The 26,972-nt window shown below is 70.7% G+C and carries 25 protein-coding genes; 11 read left to right on the top strand and 14 right to left on the bottom strand.

Translation table 11 applies throughout. The features are described from left to right. The first annotated feature begins 20 nt into the window (after positions 1 to 20). Entirely contained in the window at positions 21 to 1,778 is a 1,758-nt protein-coding gene (gene menD, locus AC4D2F_RS07350) for a 2-succinyl-5-enolpyruvyl-6-hydroxy-3-cyclohexene-1-carboxylic-acid synthase (RefSeq protein WP_490910002.1), read from the top strand. On the opposite strand, the gene AC4D2F_RS07345 is transcribed toward menD, so the two are convergent. The 4 genes from AC4D2F_RS07345 to AC4D2F_RS07330 all read right to left on the bottom strand — a co-directional run bounded on the left by AC4D2F_RS07345 (position 1,775) and on the right by AC4D2F_RS07330 (position 5,661). After that, the gene (locus AC4D2F_RS07345) at positions 1,775 to 2,542 is read right to left on the bottom strand and encodes an amino acid ABC transporter ATP-binding protein (protein WP_490910001.1); all 768 of its coding nucleotides are present in this window, start codon (positions 2,540 to 2,542) and stop codon (positions 1,775 to 1,777) included. The genes menD and AC4D2F_RS07345 overlap by 4 nt on opposite strands. A gap of 5 nt (positions 2,543 to 2,547) precedes the next feature. Beyond that, the gene (locus AC4D2F_RS07340; RefSeq protein WP_104168114.1) at positions 2,548 to 3,333 is read right to left on the bottom strand and encodes an amino acid ABC transporter permease; all 786 of its coding nucleotides are present in this window, start codon (positions 3,331 to 3,333) and stop codon (positions 2,548 to 2,550) included. 84 nt (positions 3,334 to 3,417) lie between these two features. After that, positions 3,418 to 4,206, bottom strand: coding sequence for a basic amino acid ABC transporter substrate-binding protein (locus AC4D2F_RS07335; RefSeq protein ID WP_490910000.1), 789 nt, complete (start codon positions 4,204 to 4,206; stop codon positions 3,418 to 3,420). 114 nt (positions 4,207 to 4,320) lie between these two features. Beyond that, complete coding sequence (locus AC4D2F_RS07330; RefSeq protein ID WP_490909999.1) at positions 4,321 to 5,661, bottom strand: isochorismate synthase; 1,341 nt, start codon at positions 5,659 to 5,661, stop codon at positions 4,321 to 4,323. 113 nt (positions 5,662 to 5,774) lie between these two features. Here AC4D2F_RS07330 and AC4D2F_RS07325 point away from each other — a divergent pair, with 113 nt between their 5' ends. The 3 genes from AC4D2F_RS07325 to AC4D2F_RS07315 are packed head-to-tail and all read left to right on the top strand — an operon-like array spanning position 5,775 to position 8,954. Beyond that, positions 5,775 to 6,539, top strand: a complete 765-nt coding sequence (locus AC4D2F_RS07325) for a demethylmenaquinone methyltransferase (protein WP_104168117.1) — start codon at positions 5,775 to 5,777, stop codon at positions 6,537 to 6,539. Next, positions 6,540 to 7,856, top strand: coding sequence for a geranylgeranyl reductase family protein (locus AC4D2F_RS07320; RefSeq protein ID WP_490909998.1), 1,317 nt, complete (start codon positions 6,540 to 6,542; stop codon positions 7,854 to 7,856). A gap of 9 nt (positions 7,857 to 7,865) precedes the next feature. Continuing rightward, positions 7,866 to 8,954: a polyprenyl synthetase family protein gene (locus AC4D2F_RS07315; protein WP_104168119.1), complete on the top strand. Its 1,089-nt coding sequence runs from the start codon at positions 7,866 to 7,868 to the stop codon at positions 8,952 to 8,954. A gap of 41 nt (positions 8,955 to 8,995) precedes the next feature. On the opposite strand, the gene AC4D2F_RS07310 is transcribed toward AC4D2F_RS07315, so the two are convergent. From AC4D2F_RS07310 to AC4D2F_RS07300, 3 genes are all read right to left on the bottom strand, one after another. Beyond that, positions 8,996 to 9,469 carry an HIT family protein gene (locus AC4D2F_RS07310; protein WP_490909997.1) on the bottom strand — a complete coding sequence of 158 codons (474 nt, stop codon included), beginning with the start codon at positions 9,467 to 9,469 and terminating at the stop codon, positions 8,996 to 8,998. After that, a complete protein-coding gene (locus AC4D2F_RS07305) occupies positions 9,469 to 9,894 on the bottom strand; it encodes a hypothetical protein (protein ID WP_104168121.1) in 426 nt (141 codons plus the stop codon). Before AC4D2F_RS07305 ends, AC4D2F_RS07310 begins: the two co-directional genes overlap by 1 nt. A gap of 61 nt (positions 9,895 to 9,955) precedes the next feature. Continuing rightward, positions 9,956 to 10,591 carry a trimeric intracellular cation channel family protein gene (locus AC4D2F_RS07300; RefSeq protein WP_490909996.1) on the bottom strand — a complete coding sequence of 212 codons (636 nt, stop codon included), beginning with the start codon at positions 10,589 to 10,591 and terminating at the stop codon, positions 9,956 to 9,958. A gap of 112 nt (positions 10,592 to 10,703) precedes the next feature. Between AC4D2F_RS07300 and AC4D2F_RS07295 the strand changes: the two genes are divergently transcribed. Further along, on the top strand, positions 10,704 to 11,672 hold the full coding sequence (locus tag AC4D2F_RS07295; protein WP_490909995.1) for an alpha/beta hydrolase: 969 nt from the start codon (positions 10,704 to 10,706) through the stop codon (positions 11,670 to 11,672). Between the two features lie 46 nt (positions 11,673 to 11,718). Here AC4D2F_RS07295 and AC4D2F_RS07290 read toward each other — a convergent pair whose 3' ends face one another. The 3 genes from AC4D2F_RS07290 to AC4D2F_RS07280 form a co-directional block, all read right to left on the bottom strand. Beyond that, a complete protein-coding gene (locus tag AC4D2F_RS07290; protein WP_104168124.1) occupies positions 11,719 to 12,180 on the bottom strand; it encodes an ATP-binding protein in 462 nt (153 codons plus the stop codon). After that, complete coding sequence (locus tag AC4D2F_RS07285; RefSeq protein WP_490909994.1) at positions 12,173 to 12,505, bottom strand: STAS domain-containing protein; 333 nt, start codon at positions 12,503 to 12,505, stop codon at positions 12,173 to 12,175. The genes AC4D2F_RS07290 and AC4D2F_RS07285 overlap by 8 nt, the downstream gene beginning before the upstream one ends. Positions 12,506 to 12,611: 106 nt before the next feature. Continuing rightward, on the bottom strand, positions 12,612 to 13,712 hold the full coding sequence (locus tag AC4D2F_RS07280) for a PP2C family protein-serine/threonine phosphatase (protein ID WP_490909993.1): 1,101 nt from the start codon (positions 13,710 to 13,712) through the stop codon (positions 12,612 to 12,614). Positions 13,713 to 13,934: 222 nt separating this feature from the next. Here AC4D2F_RS07280 and AC4D2F_RS07275 point away from each other — a divergent pair, with 222 nt between their 5' ends. Next, positions 13,935 to 15,620 (top strand): sensor histidine kinase, encoded by a 1,686-nt coding sequence (locus AC4D2F_RS07275; RefSeq protein WP_490909992.1) that lies wholly within the window; start codon positions 13,935 to 13,937, stop codon positions 15,618 to 15,620. A 69-nt stretch (positions 15,621 to 15,689) separates the two neighbouring features. Here the strand turns inward: AC4D2F_RS07275 and AC4D2F_RS07270 are convergent, their stop codons facing one another. After that, positions 15,690 to 16,931 (bottom strand): GAF domain-containing sensor histidine kinase, encoded by a 1,242-nt coding sequence (locus tag AC4D2F_RS07270; protein WP_490909991.1) that lies wholly within the window; start codon positions 16,929 to 16,931, stop codon positions 15,690 to 15,692. A 99-nt stretch (positions 16,932 to 17,030) separates the two neighbouring features. Further along, positions 17,031 to 18,488, bottom strand: a complete 1,458-nt coding sequence (locus tag AC4D2F_RS07265; RefSeq protein ID WP_490909990.1) for a PucR family transcriptional regulator — start codon at positions 18,486 to 18,488, stop codon at positions 17,031 to 17,033. Positions 18,489 to 18,654: 166 nt separating this feature from the next. On the opposite strand from AC4D2F_RS07265, the gene AC4D2F_RS07260 reads away from it, so the two are divergent. Continuing rightward, the gene (locus AC4D2F_RS07260; RefSeq protein WP_104168130.1) at positions 18,655 to 20,085 is read left to right on the top strand and encodes a gamma-aminobutyraldehyde dehydrogenase; all 1,431 of its coding nucleotides are present in this window, start codon (positions 18,655 to 18,657) and stop codon (positions 20,083 to 20,085) included. 28 nt (positions 20,086 to 20,113) lie between these two features. After that, a complete protein-coding gene (gene gabT, locus AC4D2F_RS07255) occupies positions 20,114 to 21,496 on the top strand; it encodes a 4-aminobutyrate--2-oxoglutarate transaminase (protein ID WP_490909989.1) in 1,383 nt (460 codons plus the stop codon). Positions 21,497 to 21,563: 67 nt separating this feature from the next. On the opposite strand, the gene AC4D2F_RS07250 is transcribed toward gabT, so the two are convergent. After that, positions 21,564 to 22,154 carry a GNAT family N-acetyltransferase gene (locus tag AC4D2F_RS07250; protein ID WP_490909988.1) on the bottom strand — a complete coding sequence of 197 codons (591 nt, stop codon included), beginning with the start codon at positions 22,152 to 22,154 and terminating at the stop codon, positions 21,564 to 21,566. A 164-nt stretch (positions 22,155 to 22,318) separates the two neighbouring features. Continuing rightward, positions 22,319 to 22,990, bottom strand: a complete 672-nt coding sequence (locus AC4D2F_RS07245) for a TetR/AcrR family transcriptional regulator (protein ID WP_258069906.1) — start codon at positions 22,988 to 22,990, stop codon at positions 22,319 to 22,321. A 115-nt stretch (positions 22,991 to 23,105) separates the two neighbouring features. Between AC4D2F_RS07245 and AC4D2F_RS07240 the strand changes: the two genes are divergently transcribed. Genes AC4D2F_RS07240 through AC4D2F_RS07230 form a run of 3 tightly spaced genes read left to right on the top strand, consistent with a single transcriptional unit; the run spans position 23,106 to position 26,952 of the window. After that, positions 23,106 to 24,539: a flavin monoamine oxidase family protein gene (locus AC4D2F_RS07240; RefSeq protein WP_490909987.1), complete on the top strand. Its 1,434-nt coding sequence runs from the start codon at positions 23,106 to 23,108 to the stop codon at positions 24,537 to 24,539. Further along, on the top strand, positions 24,536 to 25,435 hold the full coding sequence (locus AC4D2F_RS07235; protein WP_306738608.1) for a universal stress protein: 900 nt from the start codon (positions 24,536 to 24,538) through the stop codon (positions 25,433 to 25,435). Before AC4D2F_RS07240 ends, AC4D2F_RS07235 begins: the two co-directional genes overlap by 4 nt. Then, positions 25,432 to 26,952 carry an APC family permease gene (locus AC4D2F_RS07230; RefSeq protein WP_490909986.1) on the top strand — a complete coding sequence of 507 codons (1,521 nt, stop codon included), beginning with the start codon at positions 25,432 to 25,434 and terminating at the stop codon, positions 26,950 to 26,952. The genes AC4D2F_RS07235 and AC4D2F_RS07230 overlap by 4 nt, the downstream gene beginning before the upstream one ends. Positions 26,953 to 26,972: the final 20 nt, after the last annotated feature.

Raw genomic sequence — 26,972 nt, 5'->3', positions numbered from 1 at the left:
CGGGGTGGAAGGATGGAACGGTGACACACGTGGGCGACACAGAGACCGGACCAACAGCGACACCCCTCGACTCCGCGACCTCGGCCGCGCGTGCCGTCCGGGCCCTCGTGGCCGGCGGCGTGAGGGACGTCGTCATCGCCCCCGGGTCCCGCAGCGCCCCCCTCGCCTACGCCCTGTCCGCTGCGGAGGACGCCGGGCTCGTCCGGCTGCACGTGCGGATCGACGAGCGGTCCGGCGCCTTCACCGCCCTGGGGCTCGCGCTCGGTGCCCAGCGCCCGGCGGCGGTGGTCACGACGTCGGGCACGGCCGTGGGCGAACTCCTGCCCGCGGTCATGGAGGCGAACCACGCCGCCGTGCCCCTGGTGGTCGTCTCCGCCGACCGGCCCGGCGAGCTGCGCGGCACCGGCGCCAATCAGACCACGGTGCAGCCGGGCCTGTTCGGCGTGCATGTACGCGCGGGCGTGGACGTCGGAGCGGGGGAGGACCCGACCGGCGCGATCGGGGATGCCCTGCGCGCCGCCGTGGGTCGTCCCGTGGGCAGCGAGGCCGCCCGGCCGCCCGGTCCCGTGCACCTGAACCTCGCCTTCCGCGATCCGCTGGTGCCCGGGGACCACCCGGAGGAGCCCGCACCCGATGTCCGATCCGATGTCGCCCCCGTCGCCCCCGGCACCGCCGGCACGGTCGCTCGGGAGGAGCCGCAGGAGGAGCCACGCGAGGAGACAGGGCCGGTGGCCCCCCAGCCCGGCAGCAGGACCGTCGTCGTCGCCGGTCACGGCGCGGGGGAGCTCGCCGCGGTGTTCGCCGCGCACCTCGACCTCCCGCTGCTCGCGGAGCCGTCCTCCAACGCGCGGTTCGGCAGCAGCGCCGTCGCCCCGTACCGGCTGCTCCTGGAGCATCTCGGCCCCGCCATCACACGCGTGGTGGTCTTCGGGCGCCCCACGCTGTCCCGCCCGGTCACGGCGCTGCTGGCCCGGGCCGACGTCGAGCACGCGCTGTACCTGCCCGTGCCCGCCGCCTGGTTCGAGGAGGGCCGGCGTCCCGAGCGCATCATCGACTCCCTGCCTGAACTGCTCGCGTTCGCCGGGCGCGGTGAGGAGGGTTGGCTGCGGTCGTGGCGGGAGGCCGGGGCTGCGGCCGAGGCCCGCCTCCAGTCGCTGCTGGCGGACGAGCGGTCCATGTCCGGGCTGCATGTGGCCGACGCCGTCTGGGAGCACACGGACGGCAACCTGGTGCTCGGCTCGTCCAATCCGATCCGGGACGTGGACCTCGTCGCCGCGACGGACTGGCATCCGCTGGAGGTCTTCGCGAACCGCGGGCTCGCCGGGATCGACGGCACCATCTCGACGGCGACTGGCGTGGCCCTCGCGGCGGGCATCCCCACGCGCGCCCTCCTGGGGGACCTCACCTTCCTGCACGACGTCGGGGGGCTGCTGCTCGGCAGCGGCGAACCGCAGCCCGACCTGCAGCTCGTGGTCCTCAACGACGGCGGGGGCGGGATCTTCGGGCTGCTCGAGCACGGGGCCCCAAGGACGACGGCGCGCTACGGCCCCGCCGTCGAGCGACTGTTCGGGACGCCGCACACCGTGGACCTCGCCGCGCTCGCCGCCGCCTACGGGATGCGCTACGAGCGGGCGACGACGCTGCAGGAGCTGGATACGGCGATGGAGCGGCCCATCAGGGGCCGCTCCATCCTCGAGGTCCGGGCGGAGCGCTCGACGCTCCGGGACCTCCACGCGCGCGTCCGCCGGGCGGTGGCGTCCGCGGTGCGTCCCGCCTAGAGCACCTTCGAGAGGAAGAGCTTCGTGCGCTCGTGCTGCGGGTTCCCGAGCACGTCCTCGGGCTTGCCCTGCTCCACGACGACGCCGCCGTCCATGAAGACCACGCGGTCGCCGACCTCCCGGGCGAAGCCCATCTCGTGCGTGACCACCATCATGGTCATGCCCTCCCTGGCCAGCTGCTTCATGACCTCGAGGACGTCACCGACGAGCTCGGGGTCCAGGGCGCTGGTGGGCTCGTCGAACAGCATCATGTCGGGGTCCATCGACAGGGCGCGGGCGATGGCGACGCGCTGCTGCTGGCCGCCGGAGAGCTGCGCGGGGAAGGCGTCGGCCTTCTCCGCGAGGCCCACCTTGGCGAGGTTCCGGTGGGCCACCTCGATCGCCTCGGCCTTGCCGCGCTTCTTGGCGCGCTGCTGGGCGAGGGTGAGGTTCTTCAGGACGCTCAGGTGCGGGAAGAGGTTGAACTGCTGGAAGACCATGCCGATGCGCGTGCGCACGGCGTCGAGGTCCGTCTCGCTGTCCGTGATGTCCACGCCCTCCACCATGACCGTGCCGGTGGTGGGCTCCTCGAGCCGGTTGACGCAGCGCAGCAGGGTGGACTTGCCCGAGCCGGAGGGCCCGATGACGCACACCACCTCGCCGTGGTCCACGTGGAAGTCGATGCCCTTGAGCACCTCGTTGGTGCCGAAGTTCTTGCACAGGGCGCGGACCTCGATGGCGGGGGCCACCGTCGAACGCGCGGCGGCCGATGCTGGATGTGCCACCGGAATCACCGGCCTCTCTTGTTGTGTCGTTCGAGCTTCGCCACGAGCTGGGTGAGCGGCAGCGTGATCACCAGGTACAGCAGCGCGGCGACCACGAGGGGTGTCGCGTTGGCCTGGCTGGTGAGGGCGTCCCGCGAGAACGTGGTCAGTTCGCGGTCGCCGATGGCCATGCCCGCGATGAAGAGGAGCGAGGTGTCCTTGATGAGGATGACCAGCTCGTTCGTCAGCGGGGGCGTGATGATGCGGAAGGCCTGGGGGAGGATCACGGTCAGCATGGTCCACGGCCCGTTCATGCCGAGGGAGCGCGCCGCCTCGACCTGCCCCTTGGGGACGGCCTCGATGCCGGCCCGGATGGTCTCGGCGATGTAGGCGGACGAGACGATGATGAGGGCGATCAGTCCCGCACCGGCATTGCCGCCGGGCGCCCGCCACTGGAAGGCGATGGGGATGGCGTACGCGAACCCGAAGATGACCAGCAGCGCCGGGAGGCCGCGGAACAGCTCGATGTAGCCGGTCGCGAACCAGCGGTACGGCAGCACAGGGGAGAGTTTCATGAGTGCCAGCAGGAGGCCGAGCAGCAGGCCTCCGACGAAGGCGATGGCCGTGTAGACGACCGTGTTCTTCGCCGCGATCGTGACGATCTCGGGGAAGACTCCCATGGCCACGTCGAGGTTGAAGAAGTACGCCCGGATCGTCGCCCAGTCGGCGGCGAGGAGCACGAAGACGACGACGGCGGCGAAGACCGCGTAGAGGACGCCTTGGGTGAGGCGTCTGCGGGTTGAACGTTTCACGCGGGGATCTACCTTCCTTCGGGAGGTGGCACCCGTACGGCCCCGGAGTCGTCGGACATCCGGGGCCGCACGGGTAGGGCTGGGCTACTCCGCGAAGTAGGAGTCGTAGATTTCCTGGTACTTGCCGTTCTCACGCAGCGAGGCCAGCTGTTCGTTGACGGCGGCCACGAGTTCCTCGCTGCCGGTCTTGGCCATGATGAAGCCGTACTGCTCGTCGGTCGGCAGTTCCTCGGCGATCGTGAACGCGCCGTCCTCGGTGTGGCCGATGTTCACCGGGAGATCCTGCAGCAGGGCGTCGACGTTCCCGGCCTGGATGGCGGCGAACATCTCGGCGTCCGAGGGGAACTGGACCAGTTCCGCCTCGGGTGCGTTCTCTGCGGCGTAGGTGGCACCGGTGGTGCCCTGCTGGACGCCCACCTGCTTGCCGGCGAGGTCGTCGATCGAGGCGATGTCCGAGTCGGTCGGCACGAGGATGGACTGCAGGGAGTCGTAGTACGGGTCCGAGAACGCCAGGTTCGCCTTGCGCTCCTCGGTGATGGTGACGGCGCTGGCGCCGATGTCGCACTGGCGGGAGCCCAGGACGGCGCCGCTCTGGAGGCCGTCGAAACCGACGTCCTGCACGGAGAGCTCGAGGTCCATGCCCGCGGCGATCTCCTTCATCAGGTCCATGTCGAAGCCGGTGTACTCGCCGTTCTCCTCGAACTCGAAGGGCGGGTAGGGGATGTCCGAGCATACGGTGAGCGAACCCTCGGAGACGAGGTTCAGGCCGCTCGCCTCCTCGGACCCGGCGTCGTCGGAGCCTCCGCCACAGGCGCTCAGCGCGAGTGCGCCGGCGGCCATGGCGGCCAGCAGTGCTGATTTCTTGGAAAGCATGGGTACCTCACTTGGGCGGACGGGGGTGGAACGGGGGACGGTCCTGCTGATTCTAGCCTCAAGGAGAGGTGCATCACAGGCGACAGGGGTTGCCCATCGGTAATCCGGGTCCTGTCATCGGGACAGTCCGAGGGCCTCGATCATCGGCCGGAACTTGCTCCACGTCTCCGCGAGCTCGGCCTCCGGCTGCGAACCCTCGACAATCCCGCACCCCGCGTAGAGCCGCACGCGCGTGGGCGTCTCGACGACGGCGCCGCGGAGGGCGATGCCCCACTCGCCGTTGCCCCCGGCGTCGATCCAGCCCACCGGCCCGGCGTACGGACCGCGCTGCAGGTGCTCGAGTTCGCGGATGAGCGCTCCGGCGACCGTCGTGGGGGTGCCGCAGACCGCGGCCGTGGGATGGAGCGCCTGGACGAGGGCCAGCGACGTCGGCACCCGGCCGTCGTCGTCCGCGGCGAGCTGCGCCGTGACGTCCGAGGCGAGGTGCCACACGTTGGGCAGCTGCAGCACGAACGGCTCGCTGTGGGAGGTCATGGAACTCGTGAACGGCTGGAGGGTCTCGGTGAGCGAGTCGATCGCGATCTGGTGCTCGTGGAGCTGCTTCTCGGACCCCGCGAGGACGCGGTCGGCGTAGCCGGGGTCGCCGGCCGGGGCGTTGGCCCGGTCCAGGGTCCCGGCGAGCACGCGGGCGCGGGCCGTGTTGTTCTCCACCTTGATGAGCATCTCCGGCGTCGACCCGATCAGGCCGTCGACGGCGTACGTCCAGCAGTCCTCGTACCGCACCGCGAGCTCACGCAGCACCTGCGCCGTCGCGACGGGCGTCTCGAGGTGCGCGACGACGTCCCGCGCCAGCACGAGCTTGCTCAGCTCGCCGGCCTGCACGTGCTTCACGCCCTCGGCGACCGCACGCTGGTACTGGTCCTCGCTGAGCACGCCCGGGCCCAGGCGGTCGCCGGGGCCGGGCGAACGCCCGGCGTCGGGCTCCATGAGGTAGGCGGCGAGAGCCGCTTCCGCCGCCTCCGCGCTCAGCTCGGCCTCGGCGTCGTCGGTGATGAGGGTCAGCCAGGCCCGGCCCTCGCTGCAGCCCACCACCACCGCAGGGACGATCAGGCGCGATTCGTGCGGCGAGGTCTTGGAGAAGGCGAAGGAGCCGAAGGCGATGAGGCCGCTGCCCGGGACGCCGAGATCGTCCAGCACCTCCGCGCCGGCGAGTTCGCGGCGCCACCACTCCTGGGCCTGCGTGAAGCGGTCCGGGCCGGTGACCGTGAACCGGGCGGTCTCACCGTAGGCCACCAGTCCGCCTCCGCGGCGGATCCAGGTGTGGGCGTCGTTGCGGACCACGTACTCGAGCAGACCCGTCCGCGGGTCCATGTCCGCCTGCGCCACGGTGATGCTGCGGAGTCCGCGGGACTGTCCGGGCGCAGGGGGCAGCGCAGTGAGGGACGGAGTGCTCATGATGCCTCAAGCGTACTCCGCGGCGTGGCGCCGCATTCGTGCGGGGTCGTGAGGTTCGGCACGTCGGGAGGACGCCGGTCGGGCGATCGGAGTTTCTTTGAGACAATGAGCGGGTGAATCGTGCATCGCTGGAGAAGCGGCCTGACGAAGTAGCAGCCATGTTCGACGACGTGGCGCCCAAGTACGACGTCGTCAACGACGTCCTGTCGATGGGGCAGACGCGCCGATGGCGCCGCATCGTCGTGGACGCCGTCGGCGCGGAGCGGGGGCAACGCGTCCTGGACCTCGCTGCCGGCACCGGCACGTCGAGCGAGCCGTACGCGGACGCTGGCATCGACGTCGTGGCCTGCGACTTCTCGCTCGGCATGCTGAAGGTGGGCAAGCGACGCCGCCCGGACATCGACTTCGTGGCGGGGGACGCCACCAACCTGCCCTTCGCGGACAACTCCTTCGACGCATGCACCATCTCCTTCGGCCTGCGCAACGTGAACGAACCGAAGAAGGCACTCGCCGAGATGCTGCGCGTCACGCGGCCGGGCGGACGCCTGGTCGTCGCGGAGTTCTCCCAGCCCACCGTCGCGCTCTGGCGCACCACCTATACCGAGTACCTCATGCGCGCACTTCCCGCGATCGCCCGCAAGGTCAGCTCCAACCCGGACGCCTACGTGTACCTCGCCGAGTCCATCCGGGCCTGGCCCGACCAGGACCGGCTGGCCGCATGGATCGGTGACAGCGGCTGGGGCGACGTCGAGTACCGGAACCTCAACGGCGGCATCGTCGCCGTGCACCGTGCCACGAAGGCGTCCGCAGCGCCGGGCGAGGAACCGCTCCTGCCGGGCCAGGTGCGGTTGCGCCGCCGGACGTCGGCGGTCGACTAGATGTCGGTCCTCATCGTCGGGGCCGGCCCGGCCGGTTCCACCGCCGCCTACTATCTCGCGAGCGCCGGGATCGAGGTGACGGTCCTCGAGAAGACGTTCTTCCCCCGGGAGAAGGTCTGCGGCGACGGCCTGACACCCCGCGCCACGCGGGAACTACAGCTGCTCGGCCTGCCGCACGACGAGAGCGAGGGCTGGCGCCGCAACCGCGGCCTCCGCCTGATCGCCGGCAAGCGCACCGTCGAGGTGCCCTGGCCCGAGCTCAGCGACTTCCCCGACTACGGCCTGGTCCGCACGCGCCTCGGCTTCGACGAGGCCCTGGCCCGGCATGCCCGCTCCGCCGGCGCCACGATCCTCGAGGGCCACTCCGTGTCCTCCGCCGTGCGCGACGACGCCGGACGCGTCACGGGCGTCACCGTGAACCTGCTCGACGCCGACGGCCGCAGGACCGGCGGGACCCGCACCTTCACGGCCGACGTCGTCCTCGCCGCCGACGGCAACTCGACGCGGACCGCCGTCAGCCTCGGCATGCAGAAGCGCGACGACCGTCCGCTCGGCGTCGCCGTCCGTACCTACTTCACCAGCCCCCGCACGGACGACGACTGGATGGAGGGCTGGCTCGAGCTGCCCGACGCCAGCGGCAGGCCCCTGCCCGGGTACGGCTGGGTGTTCGGCGTCGGCGACGGCACCTCCAACGTGGGCCTCGGCATCCTGAACTCCTCCGCCGAGTTCGGCAAGCTGGACTACAAGCAGGTGCTGCGGGACTGGACCGCGGGCATGCCCGCCGAGTGGGGGTTCACGCCGTCGAACATGGTGGGCGGGATCCGTGGCGCGGCGCTGCCCATGGGCTTCAACCGGACTCCGCACTACAGCCCCGGGCTCCTGCTCCTCGGCGATGCCGGCGGCATGGTGTCGCCGTTCAACGGTGAGGGCATCTCCTACGCGATGGAGTCCGCCCGGTACGCCGCGGAGTTCATCGAGCGGGCGCAGGGCGTGGGCTCGCCGCTCGGCCGCGACCAGGTCATGTCCGGGTACGCGCCCTACGTGCGTGAGCAGTGGGGGAGCCACTTCACGCTCGGCCGCATCTTCGCGCAGCTGATCGGCAAGCCCGCCGTCATGTCGCTGGCCCTCCGCACCGGCATGCCCGTCCCCCTCCTCATGCGGTTCGTGGTGCGCATGCTCGCCAACCTCACGGACACCGGCGGCCGGGGCTTCGAGGACCGCGTCATCCACCTCCTCGAGTCGCTGGTGCCCCCCACCTCCAACCAGCCGTCCCTGACCGGTCACCTGCGTGCGCAAAGCGCCGCCTCACTTGGTTAGTCTTAGACCGTGACACAATCCTTCGACTCCGGGTGGGCCAGCGCGGGCGTGACCAGCGCGCTGGACACGGCGGACACCCCCGGCGACGCCGTGCGCCTGCCTCCCGGGTTCGCCCTCATCGCCGAGGACCCGGAGCTCGGACCGTCCGTGTCGTCCTGCCTCGCCGAGGTGGAGAAGCAGCTCCGCAGCGCCATCGCCCACTCGGACCCCCTGGCCGACGCGACGAGCCGTCACCTCGTGGAGGCCGGCGGCAAGCGTATCCGGCCGCTCCTGACCATCCTCGCCTCGCACCTCGGCAACCCCGCGCGGGCCAAGGTGGTCCAGGCCGCCGTCGTCGTCGAACTGACGCACCTCGCCACGCTCTACCACGACGACGTCATGGACTCCGCCCCCTACCGCCGAGGCGCCCCGACCGCGCACGAGGTGTGGGGCAACTCCGTCGCCATCCTCACGGGGGACCTCATCTTCGCCCGGGCGTCGATCCTCGTCTCCGAACTCGGCGGTGAGGCCCTCGGCATCCAGGCGCGCACCTTCGAACGTCTCTGCCTCGGCCAGCTCCACGAGACCGTGGGCCCGCGCGACGGCCAGGACGCCCTCGAGCACTACCTCTCGGTGATCGCGGACAAGACCGGCTCCCTCGTGGCCGCCTCCGGGCAGCTCGGCGCCCTTTTCGCGGACACCCCGCGGGAGGTCATCGACGTCATGGTCTCCTACGGGGAGAAGGTCGGCGTCGCGTTCCAGCTGGCGGACGACGTCATCGACGTGACGGGCCGCAAGGTGACGTCGGGCAAGGCTCCCGGCACCGACCTCCGCGAAGGCGTCCCCACCCTCCCGGTCATCCTGCTGCGCCGCGCCGCGGCCGCGGGCGACCGGTCGGCCGCCGACGTCGTCGCGCTCGTCGACGGCGACCTGTCCTCCGACGACGCCCTCGCCGCCGCCGTCACCGCCGTGCGCGAGCACCCGCAGACCCAGGAGGCGTGGGCCGTGGCCCAGCAGTGGGCTGACGAGGCCGTGGCCGCGCTGGAACCGCTCCCGGACAGCGTGGTCAAGCACGCGCTGGCGAGCTTCGCGCAGGCCGTGGTCAGCCGGGACGTCTAGCCACCGCCGTCGTTCCCCGCATCGCCGACTCCCGCCGTGGTTCAGCGGGGCAGGAAGGCCCTCAGCTCGTCGGCTTTCCGCGCCCTGATCTCCGGGTCCACGATCGGCCGCTTCGGGGTGAAGTAGAAGCCGTCGTCGTGCCAGCGCGGCAGGACGTGCTGGTGGTAGTGCCACACGTGCTGGCTGCCGGCCGGCTCGTTGTGCTGCCGGGTCGAGACGCCGTCGGGCTCCCAGGCGAGCTTGATGGCGATCGCGATGTCGCGCGTCAGCGTCATGATGCGGGCGGCGGCGTCGTCCGGCAGTTCGTACAGCAGTTCGACGTGCTCACGCGGGGTGATCAGGACGTGGCCGGGGTTCGGGTCGAAGCCGTGCGAGGCGATGAACGCGAGTGCGAGGTCGTCGGCGTAGATGACGTCGCCCGGACGGCAGAGGTTCCTCGGGTTGCCGAAGTCCCCCCGCGCGAGATCGCAGAACGGGCACCGGTACCCCTCCGGCGCGTGGTGGGCGAACGGCATCAGTCCTCGTCGTCCTCCTCGAAGACCCACTCGAACAGGTCGAGCACGTATTCGCTGAAGGTGCCCTCCTCGCTCTGCCATTCGCCGCGGACGTTGTTGCGCCGCCAGACGATGGGGTCGGGGACGTCCAGCTGGTCCGCCCGCATGCCCCAGGTGTACTCCTCGTCCTCGTCCTCGAGGAACAGCAGGAAGCCGTCCTCGATCTCGAGTTCGTCGGGATCCCAGAAGAAGTGGAACGCCTCCATGATGTCCTCGGTGGCACCCACGGCACGGTAGAAGTCGCGCAAGGCCAGGGGCAGGTCGAAGTCCTTGCCCTCGAGCATCTCGGCCAGCTCGTCGTCGGACAGGCCGTCCTCCTCGGCCCACTCGTCCTCGAAGTACTGGGGCACCAGGGCGCGGAATTTGTCGGAAAACAGCTCAGTCACAAGTACTCCAGGAGTGGGGTTGGGGATACCCCCATCCTAGCGGCCGCGTCCGACGCCCGGGCTACCTCTGCACGTCCCGCGTCCGCGCGGCGAGCGGCGCGTGCCAGCCGTAGCGCCAGGCGAGGACCCGCAGGGAGAACACGAGGGAGGCGGCGAGCGTCCCCGTGACGAGCGTGAAGGTCCCGGTCAGGTAGAGCACGGTGACGACGACGGCGCCCAGCATGGCGGGGAGCGCATAGATGTCCCGTGGGTCGAAGAGCTGCGGGACCTCGTTCGCGACGACGTCGCGCAGCAGACCGCCGCCGACCGCGGTGGTAACACCCAGCAGGGCGGCGGAGACCGGGTGCAGGCCGGCATCGAGCGCCTTGAGGGTGCCGGTGATGCAGAACAGGGCCAGCCCGCCGGCGTCGAAGACGACCAGGACGCGCATGCCGCGTTCCACGCCGGAGAACACGAAGTACACGAGCACGGTGGCGAGCAGTGGGGGCACCAGGTAGGCGGGATTCGTGAAGGCTGCGGGCGGGACGTTGATGATCAGGTCCCGGGCCACCCCGCCGCCGAGCGAGGCCAGGGACGCGAGCAGGAGCGACCCCACGAGGTCGAAGCCCTTGCGGGCCGCCAGCAGGGATCCGGAGACGGCGAAGAAGAACACGCCGAGGAGGTCGGCGCCGAGCGCCACGTGTGAAGCGGTATCCATCTCATCCTTCGGCGTTCCGGCGGGGGCGCCCGCGGGGCCCGGGGGACGGGCGCCAGGAGGGCCCATCCAGCATGACAGACGGGCCGGGCCGGCCCGGCACTAGGCTGGGCCCATGACGAGCACGGACGCGGGCGGCACGACGACGACGGAGCCGAGGGCGAAGGACGGCTCACGCGCGATGCGCGTGGCGGCCCGGCTGATCGGCCTCCTGCCGACGAAGAGGAACCTGGACGGCACCGACTGGGTGAACGCGAAGTACCCGGGCCGCAGCTACCCGGCGGCGGCCGCCATCCCGTGGACGCTGAAACAGACACACACCATCCAGGAGAAGCGGATCGACGGCATCAGGACCATCACGGTCCGCCCGCTGCTCGGCGCGACCCGCTCGCACATCATCTACACGCACGGCGGGATCTACATCAACGAGCTGGCCCGGCCGCACTGGTGGATCATCGCCGAACTGACGAAGCGGACCGGCGCCGCCGTCACGGTGCCCCTGTACAGGCTGGCACCCGAGAGCAGCTACCGGGAGGCCTTCCCGTACCTCGTGTCCGTGTTCCGCGACGTCCTGACGACGTCGGCGCCCGAGGACGTCACGCTGATGGGCGACTCGGCGGGCGGCGCGCTCGCCGTCGCACAGACCTGGGCGTTCCGGGACGCCGGGCTTCCCGCGCCCGGTCGTGTCGTCGCCTTCTCGCCCTGGCTCGACGTCACCGCCACCAACCCCGACATCCCGGCCTACGACGCCGTCGATCCGATGCTCTCCGTGGCGGGCGGCGTGCAGGCGGGGCTGTGGTGGGCGGACGGCGACGACCCCCGGACGCCGCTCGTCAGCCCTGCCTGCGCACCGGACGATCTGCTGGCGGTCCTGCCGCGCACACGGATCTACCAGGGCACGCGCGACGTCTGCATGGCGGACGCGGCGGTCTTCCGGGACCGTGCGGTCGCGGCCGGTGCCGCCGTCGAGATGAAGGTCCACCCCGGCGGCTTCCACGTGTTCCCGGCGTTCCCGCGCCTCCCGGAGTCCCGGGAGGTCTATGCGGACATCGCCGCGTTCCTCGGCAGGCCGGCCCTCCCGTGACAGGCCCCCCGAATCCTGAGTCCCGGGAGAGCCGGCTGCCGACGGGTCAGCCCTGGCCGGAGTCCCGGGACAGGACCCAGACGTTGGTGTCGCCCTCACGCTCCACCGTCACGGTGGTGACGAGGGCGCGGATCATCGAGAGCCCGCGCCCGGACTCGTCGTAGTCCTCCAGCAGCGCGTCGTCGTCCGGACCGGGGAGGTCGGAGGGTCCCGCGAGGTCGGGCACAGGGTCCAGCGGCGCGGCGCCGATCTCGCTGATGACGGCGCGGAGCCTCTCGACGGCGACGGTGAGCTCGACGCCGAGGAGGAGGGTGGCGCCCTCCGTGGGGACGCCGTGCTGGACGACGTTGCTCGCAGCCTCGATCACCGCGGTGGTGAAGGCCATCTGGTCCGGCGCCGGCACGAAGGCGGCGTCCAGCCACAACTGCTCCAGGAGGACGTGCAGGTCCTCGATGGCCTGCTCCGCCGCGGGTTCCTCGAGGGTGCGCCGTGCCAGGATGTCAGTCATTGCCGAAGGCTTCGCCGGCGGTTGCATGGGGCGTGAGCACCCGGTTCATGCTGGTGAGTTCGAGCACCATGGTGACCTGCGGCTGGACGGCGGCGATCCGCAGGTCGCCGCCGGACTGCCGGGCCAGCTTCAGGCAGCCGATGAGCGCGCCGAGGCCCGAGGAGTCCATGAAGCTGGTGTCCGCCAGGTTCACGACGATCCGCTTCCCGCCCCCGTTGACCACCTCGTCCACGACCTTGCGCAGCTTCGGTGCCGCGACCATGTTCAAGCGTCCGTTCGCCGCGACCTCGGTGTAATGGCCTTTGTCCTGGACCGTGAATTGCATCTGCTCTTCCCTCTTCCGCTGCCTGTCGGCATGTGCTGGATCTCGTGAATCGTCGCGCGCGTCGGGCGCGAGCCGGGTCCTGCCGGCCCGGTTCCGGCCGGGAGTGTCAGCCCCGCGCGTGGCGCAGGATGACGACCGTGACGTCGTCGGCGACCTCGGGGACATCCGCCAGACCCAGCAGCACCGCGCAGGCCTCCTCGGCGCCCGCCGCCGCGGAGACCACGCCGGCCACCGCCTCCGTGAACTGGTCGACCGTCTCGTAGATGTCGAGCAGGCCGTCGCTCACGATCGCGAGCGAATCGCCGGGCTCGAGGCGCAGGGTGGCGGCGGGCCAGACCTGGTCCGGCCACGCACCGACGGGCGGCCCCGCCGAGGGCAGGCGGGTCACGGTGCCGTCCGCCGCGACGTGCAGTGCGAGGCCGTGCCCGGCGTCGACGTAGCCGACGACGCCGCTGGCGGCATCGAGGCGGCCGTGGAACAGCGTGACGAAGGAACTGGTGTGGTCGAGGTCGGCCTCCGTGGCCCGCGCCGCCGTCGCGAACGCGGTCTCGAGGCTCGGCTGGGACGCGACGGAGCGCATGATCGCGCGGACGGTCGCCGCGACCAACGCCGCGCCCATGCCCTTGCCCATGGCATCGGCGACGGTGAAGTGCAGGCCGTCCGGCGTCGGGTACCAGTCGTAGAAGTCACCGCCGACGCTCCTCGACGGCCTGAAGCGCCCGGCCAGTTCGAATTTGTCGAGGACGAGGCGGTCGCGGGGGAGCAGGTTCTGCTGCACCTCGGCGGCACGCTGGCGTTCGTCCGCGTTCGCGACGTCGACGGCGGACTGGTGGCTCTGGCGGCGGAACAGCGAGTTGATGCGGGCCACCAGCTCCCGGGGGCTGAAGGGCTTGCTGATGTATTCGTCGGCGCCCGTCTCGAGGCCTGTGAGGCGTTCGATCTCGTCGGTGCGGGCCGTGATCATGAGGATGTAGGCGTCGGAGAAGGTGCGGACCTCGCGGCAGATCTCCACGCCGTCGCCGTCGGGCAGGTTGAGGTCAAGGGTGATGAGATCGGCACCCGCGCGTGCCAGGCGCAGCCCCTCGCGCGCGGTCGCGGCTTCGGTGACCTCGAAGCCCTCGCGCTTCAGGATCTGGACGAGCAGGCCCCGAATATCGACGTCGTCCTCGACAACGAGGGCACGGCGGATCTCCGGGGCGACAGTCATGGTACTCATTAAACGCTACGGTGCGCGGCCTTCCGGACGCGGCACACGGCTTCGCCCGAATCACCGGGTTGTTGCGGCGAACTTGAGGCGATCTTGAGGGGTCGACCGTCTTTCACGCCCCGGAATCACGGGGCTGCCGCGTTATTCTTTCGCTGCGGGCGGGAATCGCCCCGTTCATTCCGACGGACGAGTTCGACGAGCACCAGGGGGCGCGGCCATCAGATGGACAGAGTGCTCTCCTACCTGACGCTCGACACGAGGCAGTTCCACGAACTCACGCTGCGGTCACGCGTGATCCTCAGCCAGCTGCCCCTCTCGCTCACGGTCCTGCTGATCCTCGTCGGAGGCCTGCTCTTCCATTCGGACCTCTTCACCAGCCGGTCCTTCATGATCGGTCTCTGGTTGCAGGCCGTGCTGCTCGCGCTGTGCGTCCTCGTGCCGTGGGACCGGCTCCCGTACGCCGCCTTCCTCGTGATCCCGCTGCTCGACTTCGTCCCGATCGGCTTCATGCGTTACGGGGCAGGCACGGTCATCACCGGGGTGGGTCTGCTCACCGTGTTCCCCATCATCTGGCTCGCCGCGTCCGGCCTGTATCCGCGGGCCCTCCTCGCCGCAGGTTTCCTCGCCTCGCTGGGCATCGTCTGGGCGCCGGTCTTCGTCACGGACGTCGAGGTCACGTCGCAGTCACTGACGCAGTCCTTCCTCCTGCCCTTCATCATGCTCGCCATCGGCGTGACGATCCGCGTGATGACCGCGAGCATGATGGCGCAGCAGGCCGTCGTGGAGGAGAAGGACCGCGCCCTGCGGGTGCTGCTCGAGGAGAGTGCGCGCCGCGAACGGCTGCTGGACACCGTGGTCAACAGCGTGGACATCGGTGTGACCGCCGTCGACGAGGCCGGGCGGACGGTCCTCGCCAACCGCAAGCTGGATCAGTTCCGCGCGCTCGCCGGCGGGACCGGTGAGTCCGACGAGGCGGCCCTGCGGATCTTCCAGCAGGACGGCGAGACGGATCTGCCGGCGGCCCGACGGCCGACACGGCGCGCGGCGGAGGGCCATGTGTTTTCCGACTACCTCCTCTGGTGGGGCGAGCGACCGGGACAGCGGGTGCTCTCGGCGTCGTCCCGGCTGATGACCAACCAGGCCGGGGACCGCGAGGGGTCCGTGGTGACGTTCAACGACGTCACGGAACTCGTCACCGCCCTGAACGCGAAGGACGAGTTCGTGGCGACCGTCTCGCACGAGCTGCGGACCCCGCTGACCGCGATCCGGGGCTACCTCGAACTGCTGCTGGGGACGCCGGACCTCGACCCCGAGGTCGCCTCCGGCCTCGAGGTGGTGTCACGGAACTCCGAGCGGCTGCACAAGCTCGTGGTGGACCTGCTCTCCACCGCGGAGGGGTCCCCGGAGATCAGCCCGGTGCCCACGGACTTCTCCGACCTCGTCGGCCGGCGCGTGTCCACGGCCGAGCAGGGCAACACGAACCCGCTGGTGCGTTTCGAGGACCTCACCGATCCGGGGCTCGTCGCGCTCTGCGACGCCTCCCGGATCGGCCAGGTGCTGGACAACCTGCTCTCGAATGCGATCAAGTACTCCCCGGCCGGTGGACGCGTGACCATCCGCGCCCGCGAGGTCGAGGGCGAGGTGGAGTGCAGCGTGACCGACCAGGGCAGCGGTATGACGGCGGAGGAGCAGAAGGGCGTCTTCTCCAAGTTCTTCCGGACCGCAGGAGCCCGCAATGCGGCGATCCCGGGGGTGGGCCTCGGGCTCGCCATCTCCCAGGCGATCGTCCAACGCCATGGCGGGACCATCACCTGCCGGAGCGTCGTCGGCGAAGGGTCCACCTTCGCGTTCCGCCTCCCGCTCGCCCGCGCGGACCAGGTCCAGGAACTGCAGGCGCAGGGACTCTAGCGTCCGGGCAGGCCGACCGCAGGCCCGTCAGCACGGTGCAGGATCCGGGTGCCGGACCCGGGAACCCGGTCAGGCGGACCCGAGATCCACGGTCGCCGTGATGCCGCCGCCGGGTGTCTCCGTGAGGCTGATCGAACCTCCGTGCGCCGCGGCGATGCGTGCGCACGTCGCCAGGCCGATCCCGCTGCCGGCCGGATCGCCGTCACGGTGCAGCCGCACCAGGGGTTCCAGGACCCGCTGCCGGTCCGCCGGGTCGATGCCCTTGCCGTGGTCGACGACGCGCAGCACCTGCGTCTCACCGACGCTCGCGATCACCTCGACGCGCGGGGGACACCCGGGCGTCGAGTACTTGATGCCGTTCGCCACCAGGTTCTGCAGCAGCGCGGTGACCTGCGCCTGATCGACCGTCAGCTCGGCGTCCTGCACGGTCACCACGGCGTCGCAGGCGCTGCTGAGCGGCAGGACGTCCTGCAGCACGGCGTTCATCATCGTGTTCAGGCGGACCGCCCGGCGATTGATGGTCCCGCCGATGCGGGAGAACTCGAGGACCTCCTCCACCGTGGACAGCATGCGGCTGGCGCTGCCCCGGATGATGCTGAAGTAGCGCGCCGCCGGTCCGGCGGGTGCGACGTCGTCGTCCTGTTCGCTGAGCTCGGTGTAGCCGAGGATCGCCGTCAGCGGGTTCTTGAGATCATGGCTGACGCGCGCCGCGAATCCTGCGAGGTCCTCGTTGCTGCGCCGCACCACCTCGAGGGCCTCGACGAGCTGACGTGTCTTGAACTGCAATTCGAGGACCTCCACGACCTGCCGTGCGAGGATCTCCAGCCCTTCCCGCTGTTCCGCCTGGAACGCCCGGACCGTCGGCGAGAACACGCAGAGGGTGCCGAGGGCCGCCCCGCGCCCGGTCACGAGCGGGACGGACGCATAGGAGCGCACGTGGGCGATGCCGCCGTTGACGAAGGGGTTGTCGGCGAACCGCGGGTCGAGGGAGGCGTCCGACAGGGCGGTGATCGCCCCGCTGGTGAACACCTTGGAGCACATCGAGTCGTCGCGCGAGCACACCGCGGCGTCCACTCCGACGGCGGCGATCTGGTGCTGCTGGTCCGCGGTGATGATGTTGATGACGCCGGCGTCCATGCCGCTCACCCGCACCGCGAGCTTGACGAGGTTGAGCAGTTCAGGCGGTGTCTCGTAATCGGGCTTCTCCACGGGCTTCCCGCCAGCCTCGCCGTAGGGAAGCCGGTATTCCTGCAGGACCGCCTGGCGGGCGAGCTCCTGGAGGTCGACCTCGTCGGTAGAAAGCAGAGTCACGAATACCCCCGAAGAACAGTGAGACCGGTGTGCGTGCGTCAACTATCGCACGGCCGTGGGCCGGCGAGCGGGATGGTGCCGTGGCAGGGGTGGATCGCGTCAGCCCAGGGCCCGGACGCGCAGGGCCAGGTACAGGTGCACGCGGTCCGCCGTGACCGCCGGATCGTAGCCCGTGAGCGCCACGACCTGCTGGAGCCGGTAGCGGATGGTGTTGCGGTGCAGGTCGAGGTCCGCGGCGACGGCGGCCACCGAGCCGTCGAGGTCGAGGTAGCGCTGCAGCGTGGTCAGCAGGCCCGCGCCGTGCGCGCTGTCGAAGGCCTCGAGCGGCCGGAGGGTCTCCGCGGCGAGGTCGGCGAGCGGCACGTCCGCGCTGGCCATCAGCAGCGATGTCAGGCTCAGGCGGTCGGCGAAGTTGAGGGGCTGGCCCCGCTGGAGCGCCTCGCGTGCCTCGAAGTAGCTCCACCGCAGGCCGTTCGGCTGCGCGTAGGTGCCGCCCACACCGACCCGCGCCGTCAGCCCGGCGCCATGCAGGTAGCGGCTCAGCTCGGCGGGGTCGGGCGCCCCGGCGGGGAGGACGAGCACGAGGCGGTCGTCGACGAGCCCCGTGGCGGCGCCGTTCCAGCCGTCGGGCAGCGGGAGGGTCCGCAGTGCGCGTCGCTGACCGGAGGCGACGTCGACGATCAGCACGCTGTGCCGGAGCGTCGTATCGATACCCGAACTGGCGAGCCGGGCCGCCGCCTCGGTGCCGGCGAGCGCGCCGCGCACCACGTCCTCGAGCAACTGGCCCGACGCCGCGCGGGCGCCGGTCCGGTTCCTGGCCTGGTTGCTGAGCTCGACCGAGATCAGGCTCTGCGCGTAGTCGACGACGGCGGTCCGGGCGTAGGGCTCGGCGATGGCGAGAGTGCAGCGGTCCTTGAGGCCGGTGGCGATCGGCAGCCGATGCCACGTCCTGGGATCCGGTGCCACCGCGTGGGACCGGGGGGCGGCTGCGCCGCCGGAGGTGCGGGCAGCCGGGCCCGCCGCACGTGCGATGCACGCGCCGTACTGGAACAGCGCGACGTCGGTGCCGAGCATCCGGGCGAGTTCGCCGAGGAGTGCGGCGAGGCCTCCCGCGCCGAGCAGCGCCGAGGCCAGGACGGCGTGCCCCTCGAGGAGGTCCTCGAGCCCGGCGTAGTGATCGGCGGACAGGGCGTCGGCCACCCTCTTGCCGATGGCGATGAACGGGACCTCGTACGGGACGCGGAACGCGGGGAGGCCGACGGCGTCCGCCTCCGCGAGCAGGGCAGCGGGGATCCTCCGATGGGTGAGCCCCACGCCGAACCCGATGGCCAGGGCCCCGGCGTCGTGTGTCCGCCGGACGAAGGTCCGCTGGGCGGCGCCGGTCTTCAGTCGCACGCCCGTCGTGAGCACCACCTCGGCCCCGCCGAGGAACGGCCGCGGGTCCTCGAGTTCGGTCACGGCGACCCACTGGATGGGCTGGGCGGGCGGTTCCGAGCCGCCCTCCACGACCAGGCCCAGGGCGGGATCGGACAGCAGGTCGGCGAGGGTGATGGCCATGGGTCCAGCGTAGGGGGCGTTGTGCCCCTGCACGTACGCAAGCGGCAAGCGCTGTGCAGATAGCTCTGGCACGCCCCGTGGTGCCCCGGTAGCGTCATGTCGATACCCCGTGGCCGGTCGTACCCGTACGCGCCGCCGACTCCCTCCTCGTGAAAGGCACTGCAGCGTGGCCGAGACCCTTCAGAACTACATCGACGGAGCGTTCGTCACGCCCGCCGGGACCGAGCTCCTCGACATCGTCAACCCGACCAACGGCGAGGTGGTCGCGCAGTCGCCCGTCTCCACCACCGCGGATGTCGACGACGCCATGCGCGCCGCAGCGCGTGCCTTCACCACCTGGAAGCGGACCACGCCGAGCCAGCGCCAGCTCATGCTGCTGAAGCTCGCGGACGCCGTCGAGGCCGCCAGTGACGAGCTCGTCGAGGCACAGCACCGCAACACGGGCCAGGTGCGCGCGATGATCGCCGCCGAGGAGGTGGCCGTCGGCGCCGACCAGCTGCGGTTCTTCGCCGGCGCCGCGCGGCTCATGGAGGGCAAGTCCGCGGGCGAGTACATGGAGGGCCACACCTCCTACGTGCGCCGCGAGCCCATCGGCGTCGTCGCCCAGGTGGCGCCGTGGAACTACCCGTTCCTCATGGCCATCTGGAAGATCGGCCCCGCCCTCGCCGCGGGCAACACGGTGGTCCTGAAGCCGAGCGACACCACCCCGGAATCGACCCTCGTCCTCGCACGCCTCACGCAGGGCATCCTGCCCGACGGCGTCCTGAACGTGGTGCTCGGCACGGGCGAGACCGGCGCCGCCATGACGGAGCACCCCGTGCCCGGCCTGGTGTCCATCACGGGATCCGTACGCGCCGGCATCGCGGTCGCGACCAGCGCCGCGAAGGGCCTCAAGCGGGCCCACCTGGAGCTCGGCGGCAAGGCTCCCGCCGTCGTCTTCGCGGACGCCGACCTCAGGAAGAGCGCCGAGGCCATCGCCGAGTTCGCGTTCTTCAACGCAGGCCAGGACTGCACGGCCATCACCAGGGTCCTCGTGCAGGAACAGGCGCACGACGAGTTCGTCGCCGCCATGGTCGCGCACACGGCCACCCTGACGACCGGCAGCGCGGAGGACTCGGAGAACTACTTCGGGCCGCTGAACAACATCAACCACTTCAACGCCGTGAACGCGGTCATCGACGCGCTGCCCGCCCACTGCAGCATCGCGACCGGCGGCAAGCGCGCCGGGGACAAGGGCTACTTCTTCGAGCCGACGATCGTCACGGGCGCCCGGCAGGACGACTCCGTGGTGCAGCAGGAGACGTTCGGGCCCGTCGTGACGGTGCAGACGTTCGCCACCGAGGAGGAGGCGATCGAGCTCGCCAACGGCGTGGACTACGCGCTGGCCTCCAGCGTCTGGACCTCGAACCACGGCACCGCGATGCGCGTGTCCCGCGACCTCGACTTCGGGGCCGTCTGGATCAACACGCACATCATGCTGACCGCCGAGATGCCCCACGGCGGCTTCAAGCACTCCGGCTACGGCAAGGACCTCTCCATGTACGGCGTGGAGGATTACACCCGCATCAAGCACGTCATGAGCGTGCTGGACGTCTGACAGTCCCCTTCTGGATAGGAACCCCCTGATGACCATCGCAACCACCCCCGGCGCCGTCGCGCCGACCTTCCGGCTCGAGCAGAAGCGCCGCATCAACGGCGACTTCCCGGGCCCGAAATCCACCGAGCTGGCCGCGCGCCGCTCCGCCGTCGTCGCCAAGGGCGTCGCCTCGGGCGTACCCGTGTACGCGGCGGACGCCGACGGCGGGATCATCCAGGACGTCGACGGCAACTCCTTCATCGACCTCGGCTCCGGCATCGCCGTGACGAGCGTCGGCGCGTCGGACCCCGCGGTGGTCGCCGCGGTCAGGGAGCAGGTGGGGCACTTCACGCACACGTGCTTCATGGTGACGCCCTACGAGGGCTACATCGCCGTCGCGGAGCAGCTCGCCGAGCTGACGCCGGGCGATTTCGAGAAGCGGACGGTCCTGTTCAACTCCGGCGCCGAAGCGGTCGAGAACGCGGTCAAGGTGGCGCGGCTGGCCACCGGTCGCGACGCCGTCGTCGCGTTCGACCACGCCTACCACGGGCGCACCAACCTGACGATGGCCCTGACGGCCAAGTCCATGCCGTACAAGGCGAACTTCGGCCCCTTCGCGCCCGAGATCTACCGCGTCCCCATGAGCTACCCGTTCCGCGAGGAGAACCCGTCCATCACGGGCCCCGAGGCGGCGCAGCGCGCCATCACCATGATCGAGAAGCAGATCGGCGCGCAGTCCGTCGCCGCGATCATCATCGAACCCGTGCAGGGTGAGGGTGGCTTCATCGTGCCCGCCGAGGGCTTCCTCCCCGCGCTCGCGGAGTGGGCCGAGGCCAACGGCGTGGTGTTCATCGCCGACGAGGTGCAGTCCGGGTTCTGCCGCACCGGCGAATGGTTCGCCGTGAACCACGAGGGCGTGGTGCCCGACATCGTCACGATGGCCAAGGGCATCGCCGGCGGCATGCCGCTCTCGGCCATCACGGGGCGCGCGGACCTGCTCGACGCCGTGCACGCCGGCGGGCTCGGCGGCACCTACGGCGGCAACCCGGTCGCCTGCGCGGCGGCACTGGCCGCGATCGGCACCATGAAGGAGCACGACCTCGCCGGTCGCGCCCGCAGCATCGAGGCCAGGGTCTCCGAGCGCATCGCCGCCCTGCAGACCGAGCTCGGCGAGCGGAGCATCATCGGGGAACTCCGAGGACGCGGCGCCATGCTGGCCATCGAGTTCGTGGAACCGGGCGGCAGGACACCCAATGCCGAAGCCACGAAGGCGATCGCCGCCCAGTGTCTTCGTGAGGGCGTCATCATCCTCACCTGCGGCACCTACGGCAACGTGGTCCGCCTGCTGCCGCCGCTCGTCATCACCGACGAGCTCCTCGAGGACGGCCTCGACGTCCTCGAGACCGCCATCCGCACGGTCAGCGCCGGCTGACCCCCGACACACGACGAAGGCCCTGCAGCAGTCCGTGCTGCAGGGCCTTCGTCGTGGTCCGGGGAGGTCAGCCGACCGGGATGAGGGCCTGGAAGTGGGGGTTCTCGGTCAGGAAGGCCTGGGCATGCTCGCAGTAGGGGACGGGCGCGAGGCGGCGCCGGTGGGCGTTCAGGAGCGCCTTGCGGACCAGGACGGCCTCGAGGCCGGACCGGTCATGGTCGGATCCCACGACGGTCTGCAGCAGGCGCAGGCGGCCGGCCCGCAGATCGTACTTCACGTAGCCGACCATGACGCCGTCATGGAACAGCTCGAAGCGCGAGGCCGCCGGATTGTCGCGGAACTTCTCGCGGAGCTGCTCGGTCTCCGCGCGCTCGCTGGCACGGGACTCGCGGTCGGTGATCGCCTCGACGACCGCCTCGTAGTCGTCCAGCACGCCATAGGGCGGGAAATCGGCATCGAGCGCCCGGTAGAGCTCGTTGCACAGGATGCGCAACTCCCGGGTGGAGACCGACGAGAGGTCGCGGGGGACCTCCGGGGTCTCGGCGTCGGGCGCCTCCCGGGCCGCGCGATCGACGACGTCGGCATCGGACGAGGGGCCGTGAGCGGCGCGCGCGGCCGGCAGGGAATCGGGGCTCGGGGGGAGGGGTGCAACGGACATGGGAAACCTCTGAGGATCTGTGGGTGGCTCGGCCGTTGCTTGACCTGTCACGTACCGTAACAGCCCGCGGGGGATCCGTAAAGCTAACCTCCCTAGCAATCCGTGTCCCGAGGAAGTGGCCGGGGTGTCGGTCCGATCCGGCGGCCCCTCGCGGGACGGGAGGGTCAGGAGGAATGGGCGGCCAGCTGCTGGCGGAGACCCGCGATCATGGCGTCGAGCCCGGCCCGGAAGGCGGCATCCGCGGCCCGTCCGGCTCCCGCCGCCTCCGAGGCGCTGCGCACCGCGGACGTGAACACCGGGAACTCCTCCGCGAGCGTGCCGGAGTCGAAGATGTCGCCGGGCGCGGCGACGTCGAGCGCCGAGCCGTAGATGAAGGACTCGAGGGCCACGATCGCGGGCACGATGCGGTCCTCGGGCCAGCCCGCCGCAGCGAAGCCGCGAGCCACCTCCTCGTACATGCGCAGCGTCTCCGCGGCATCGGTCACCGGCAGGACGGCGATCACCGGGACCAGAGGGGCATGCCGCGCGAAGACCTCGCGGTAGGACCAGGCCCACTGCCGTACCGCCTCATCCCAGGGCTCCAGGGCGAACGCGCCGAAGTCCACCATGGTCATGACGTGGTCCTGGACCCAGCGGAGCACCTCCTGCTTCGACGCGGCGTGGTTGTAGAGGGCGGAGGGCGCCACCCGGAGCCGGCGCGCCAGGGCTGACATCGTCAGGCCTTCGTAGCCCTCCGCGGCGATGAGGTCGAGCGCCGCCGCCGTGATGCGGTCCCTGGACAGGACGCTGCGGGGCGGCCGCCCGGCGCGTCGGGGGGTCGGTAGTGCTGAGGTCATCGATCCTGCTCCCTGTTCCGATGGCATCAACCCTACGGGCGGACCCTTCCCTCCGGGTGGCCATGTAGCTATAGTGGGCCCAATAATGAATACCATTCATTTTGTGGCCTGCGCCATGCAGCACCAGGAGGATCACGTGAACACCATCGACCGCGACGTCGTCATCATCGGAGCAGGACCCTCGGGCCTCACCGCCGCACGCGAGCTGAGGAGAGCCGGGCACTCGGTCGCCGTGCTCGAGGCGCGGGACCGCGTCGGCGGACGCACCCACACGGACGTCATCGACGGCGCCGTCCTCGAGGTCGGGGGGCAGTGGGTGTCGCCGGACCAGACCGCGCTCATCGACCTCCTCCACGAGCTGGGCCTGAAGACCTTCTCCCGGTACCGGGAGGGCGACTCCGTGTACATCGGCCCGGACGGGGAACCGATCCGCTACAGCGGGGAGATGTTCCCCGTCAGCGACTACACGCGCGAGGAGATGGAGCGCCTCATCGTGATCCTCGACCGGCTCGTCGACGAGGCCGGGCCCGAGGCGCCGTGGAACCACCCGGACGCCCGCGCCCTCGACACCATCTCCTTCCACCACTGGCTCCGGCAGCAGTCCGACGACGAGGAGGCCTGTGACAACATCGGCCTCTTCATCGCGGGTGGCATGCTGACGAAGCCGGCGCACTCGTTCTCCACCCTGCAGGCGATCCTCATGGCGGCGACCGCCGGGTCCTTCTCGAACCTGGTGGACGAGGACTTCATCCTCGACAAGCGCGTGGTCGGCGGCATGCAGTCCGTGTCGGAGCGCATGGCGGCCGAGCTGGGGGAGGACGTCATCCTCTCGAGCCCCGTGCGCACGCTCCGCTGGAGCGGCATGGAGGGCCCCGACACCACCGAGGGTGTCACGGTGGTCTCGGACACGACGACGGTGCGGGCGCGGTACGCCGTCGTCGCCGTCCCTCCCAATCTCTACTCGCGCATCAGTTACGACCCGCCGCTGCCGCGCCGCCAGCACCAGATGCACCAGCACCAGTCGCTCGGCCTGGTGATCAAGGTGCACGCCGTCTACAGCACCCCGTTCTGGCGCGAGGAGGGGCTCTCGGGGACGGGTTTCAGTGCGGGGTCGATCGTCCAGGAGGTCTACGACAACACGAACTTCGAGGACCCCCGCGGTACCCTCGTGGGCTTCGTCTCCGACGAGAAGGCCGACGCCATGTTCGAGCTGCCTCCGCACGAGCGCCGCGAGCGCATCCTCTCCGCGATCGCGAACTTCCTCGGCCCGAAGGCGCTCGAGCCGGAGGTGTACTACGAGTCGGACTGGGCGGCGGAGGAGTGGACGCGCGGCGCGTACGCCTCGAGCTACGACCTCGGCGGGCTGCACCGGTACGGCCGGGACCAGCGCACGCCCGTGGGCCCCATCCACTGGTCCTGCTCCGACATCGCGGCCGAGGGCTACCAGCACGTCGACGGCGCCGTCCGGATGGGCCGGCACACCGCGGCCGAACTCCATCGCGTCCTGTCCACCGGCGTGCAGGCCGCCGCGACCGGTCGGGGGGCATGACCATGCGCTACATCGTGGGATACACCGCCGATGAGCGCGGGCACGACGCCGTCTGCCTCGCCGTCGCCCTCGCGCGCCGCCAGGGCGCGAGCCTCGACCTCGTGCTCGTCACCCCCCAGCATTCCCCCTACGCGGGGATCCACCAGCGGGGCAAGGGCTTCGAGAGCCTCCTGACCGACCAGCTGCAGGAGTGGATGGACCAGGGCCTCGCGCTCGTGCCGGACGACGTCCCGGCGCGCGGCGTGATCGTGCGGGCGGAATCCAACGCCGAGGGCCTCATCCGGGCGGCGGAGGACAACGAGGCGTCCCTGATCGTGATCGGGGCCAGCTCCCGCGGCCTCGCCAACCGGTTCAGCATCGGCAACGTGGCCCGGAGCCTCCTCCACGCCTCACCCGTCCCGGTGGCCCTGGCGCCCAAGTCCTACCGCCGCACCGATCCCGTCACCCGCATGACCTGCGCGGTCGGCAACAGGGCGGGAGCGGACGACGTCGTCTCGGTCGCGGTGGCCTCGGCGCAGCGCCGCGGCCTCCCGCTGCGCCTCGTATCCCTCGTCGCACTCGATGCAGGGCACTCGGACCCGGAGGGCATGGAGGACGCGGCGAACCGCCGGCTCGCGGAGGCCGCGTCCGCCCTCGCCGCCGGCGGGCGGGTGAGCGTCGAGACGGCGCACGGCTCCTCCATCGAGGAGGCCATCGAGGCCCTGGCCTGGGACGAGGGAGAGGTGCTGCTCGTCGGGTCCAGCCGCCTCGCGCAGCACATGCGCATCTTCCTCGGCTCCACGGCGAACAAGATCCTGCGTACGCTGACCATCCCCATGGTCGTCGTCCCGCGTACGTACTCAACACCCGGCACCACCACCGGCCCGGGTTCCCACACCACAGAGGCGGACGCATGAGTATCGAGGAGACAACACGGGAAGGAACAGGGCTCAGCAGGAAGGGCCTTGACGACGGAACCGTCGGACTGCTGGGCGCCGTCGTCATCGGGGTGTCCTGCGTGGCCCCCGCGTACACGCTGACCGCGGCCCTCGGGCCCACGGTCGCCGAGGTCGGGGTCAACCTGCCGGCCATCTTCCTGGTCGGCTTCATCCCCATGCTGCTCGTGGCCCTCGGCTACCGGGAGCTCAACAGCGCCATGCCCGACTCCGGCACCACCTTCACGTGGGCCACCCGTGCGTTCGGGCCGTGGGTCGGCTGGATGGGCGGGTGGGGACTCATCGCCGCCACCGTGATCGTGCTCTCCAACCTGGCCGCGGTCGCCGTCGACTTCTTCTACCTGATGCTCGCGCAGGTCCTCGACAACCCGGGCATCGCCGACCTCACGCTCAACCTGCCGGTGAACATCGCGACGACGCTCGTCTTCATCGCGCTCGCCTGCTACGTCTCCTACCGCGGGATGGAGACCACCAAGGCGGTCCAGTACGTGCTGGTGACCTTCCAGGTCGTCGTCCTCGCCTGGTTCGCGATCGCGGCGTTCGTCCACGTCGCCAACGGCACCGCCTTCGACGCCACGCCGATCAGCGCGGAGTGGTTCAACCCGTTCGCCGTCGGCTCGTTCTCCGCCTTCGCCGCGGGCGTCTCGCTGTCCATCTTCATCTACTGGGGCTGGGACGTGACGCTCACGATGAACGAGGAGACCAGGAACCCGGAGAAGACCCCGGGCCGCGCCGGCGCCCTCACCGTCGTCGTCATCGTGGTCATCTACCTCACCGTCGCCCTCGCGACCCTCTCCTTCGCGGGCGTCGGGGAGGGTGAACTCGGAGCGGGCAACCCGGACAACCAGGAGAGCATCTTCGCTGCGCTGGCCGGTCCCGTGATGGGTCCGTTCGCCATCCTGATGTCGATCGCCGTCCTCAGCTCCTCGGCCGCATCACTCCAGTCCACGTTCGTCTCCCCGGCCCGCACCCTGCTCGCCATGGGCCACTACAAGGCCCTGCCGAAGGGGTACGGCCGCATCAGCCCGCAGCACAAGTCGCCGAGCTACGCCACGATCGCCGCAGCGATCGCCGCCGCCGGCTTCTACGTGTTCACGCGGCTGGTCTCCGAGAACGCACTCTGGGACACCATCACGGCGCTCGGCATGATGATCTGCTTCTACTACGGCATCACCGCCCTCGCCTGCGTCTGGTACTTCCGGGCCCAGGCTTTCAGCAGCGCCAGGAACGTGCTGTTCCGCTTCCTCGCGCCGCTGCTCGGCGGGGTCATCCTGCTGGTCATGTTCTTCAAGACCGCCAACGACTCCATGGATCCTGCCTACGGCTCCGGGTCCGAACTGTTCGGGGTCGGCATGGTGTTCATCCTCGGAATCGGCGTGATCCTGCTCGGTGCCGTGCTCATGCTCATCTGGTGGCGGATCAACCCGGCGTTCTTCCGCCAGGAGGTGATCGTCCGGGGATCGGCTCCGAGGCCGTAGCGGGACGGACGGGGGCGCTG

The organism is Arthrobacter sp. TJ-263, from assembly GCF_058269155.1.
This window is presented reverse-complemented; position numbering and strand designations above follow the sequence as displayed.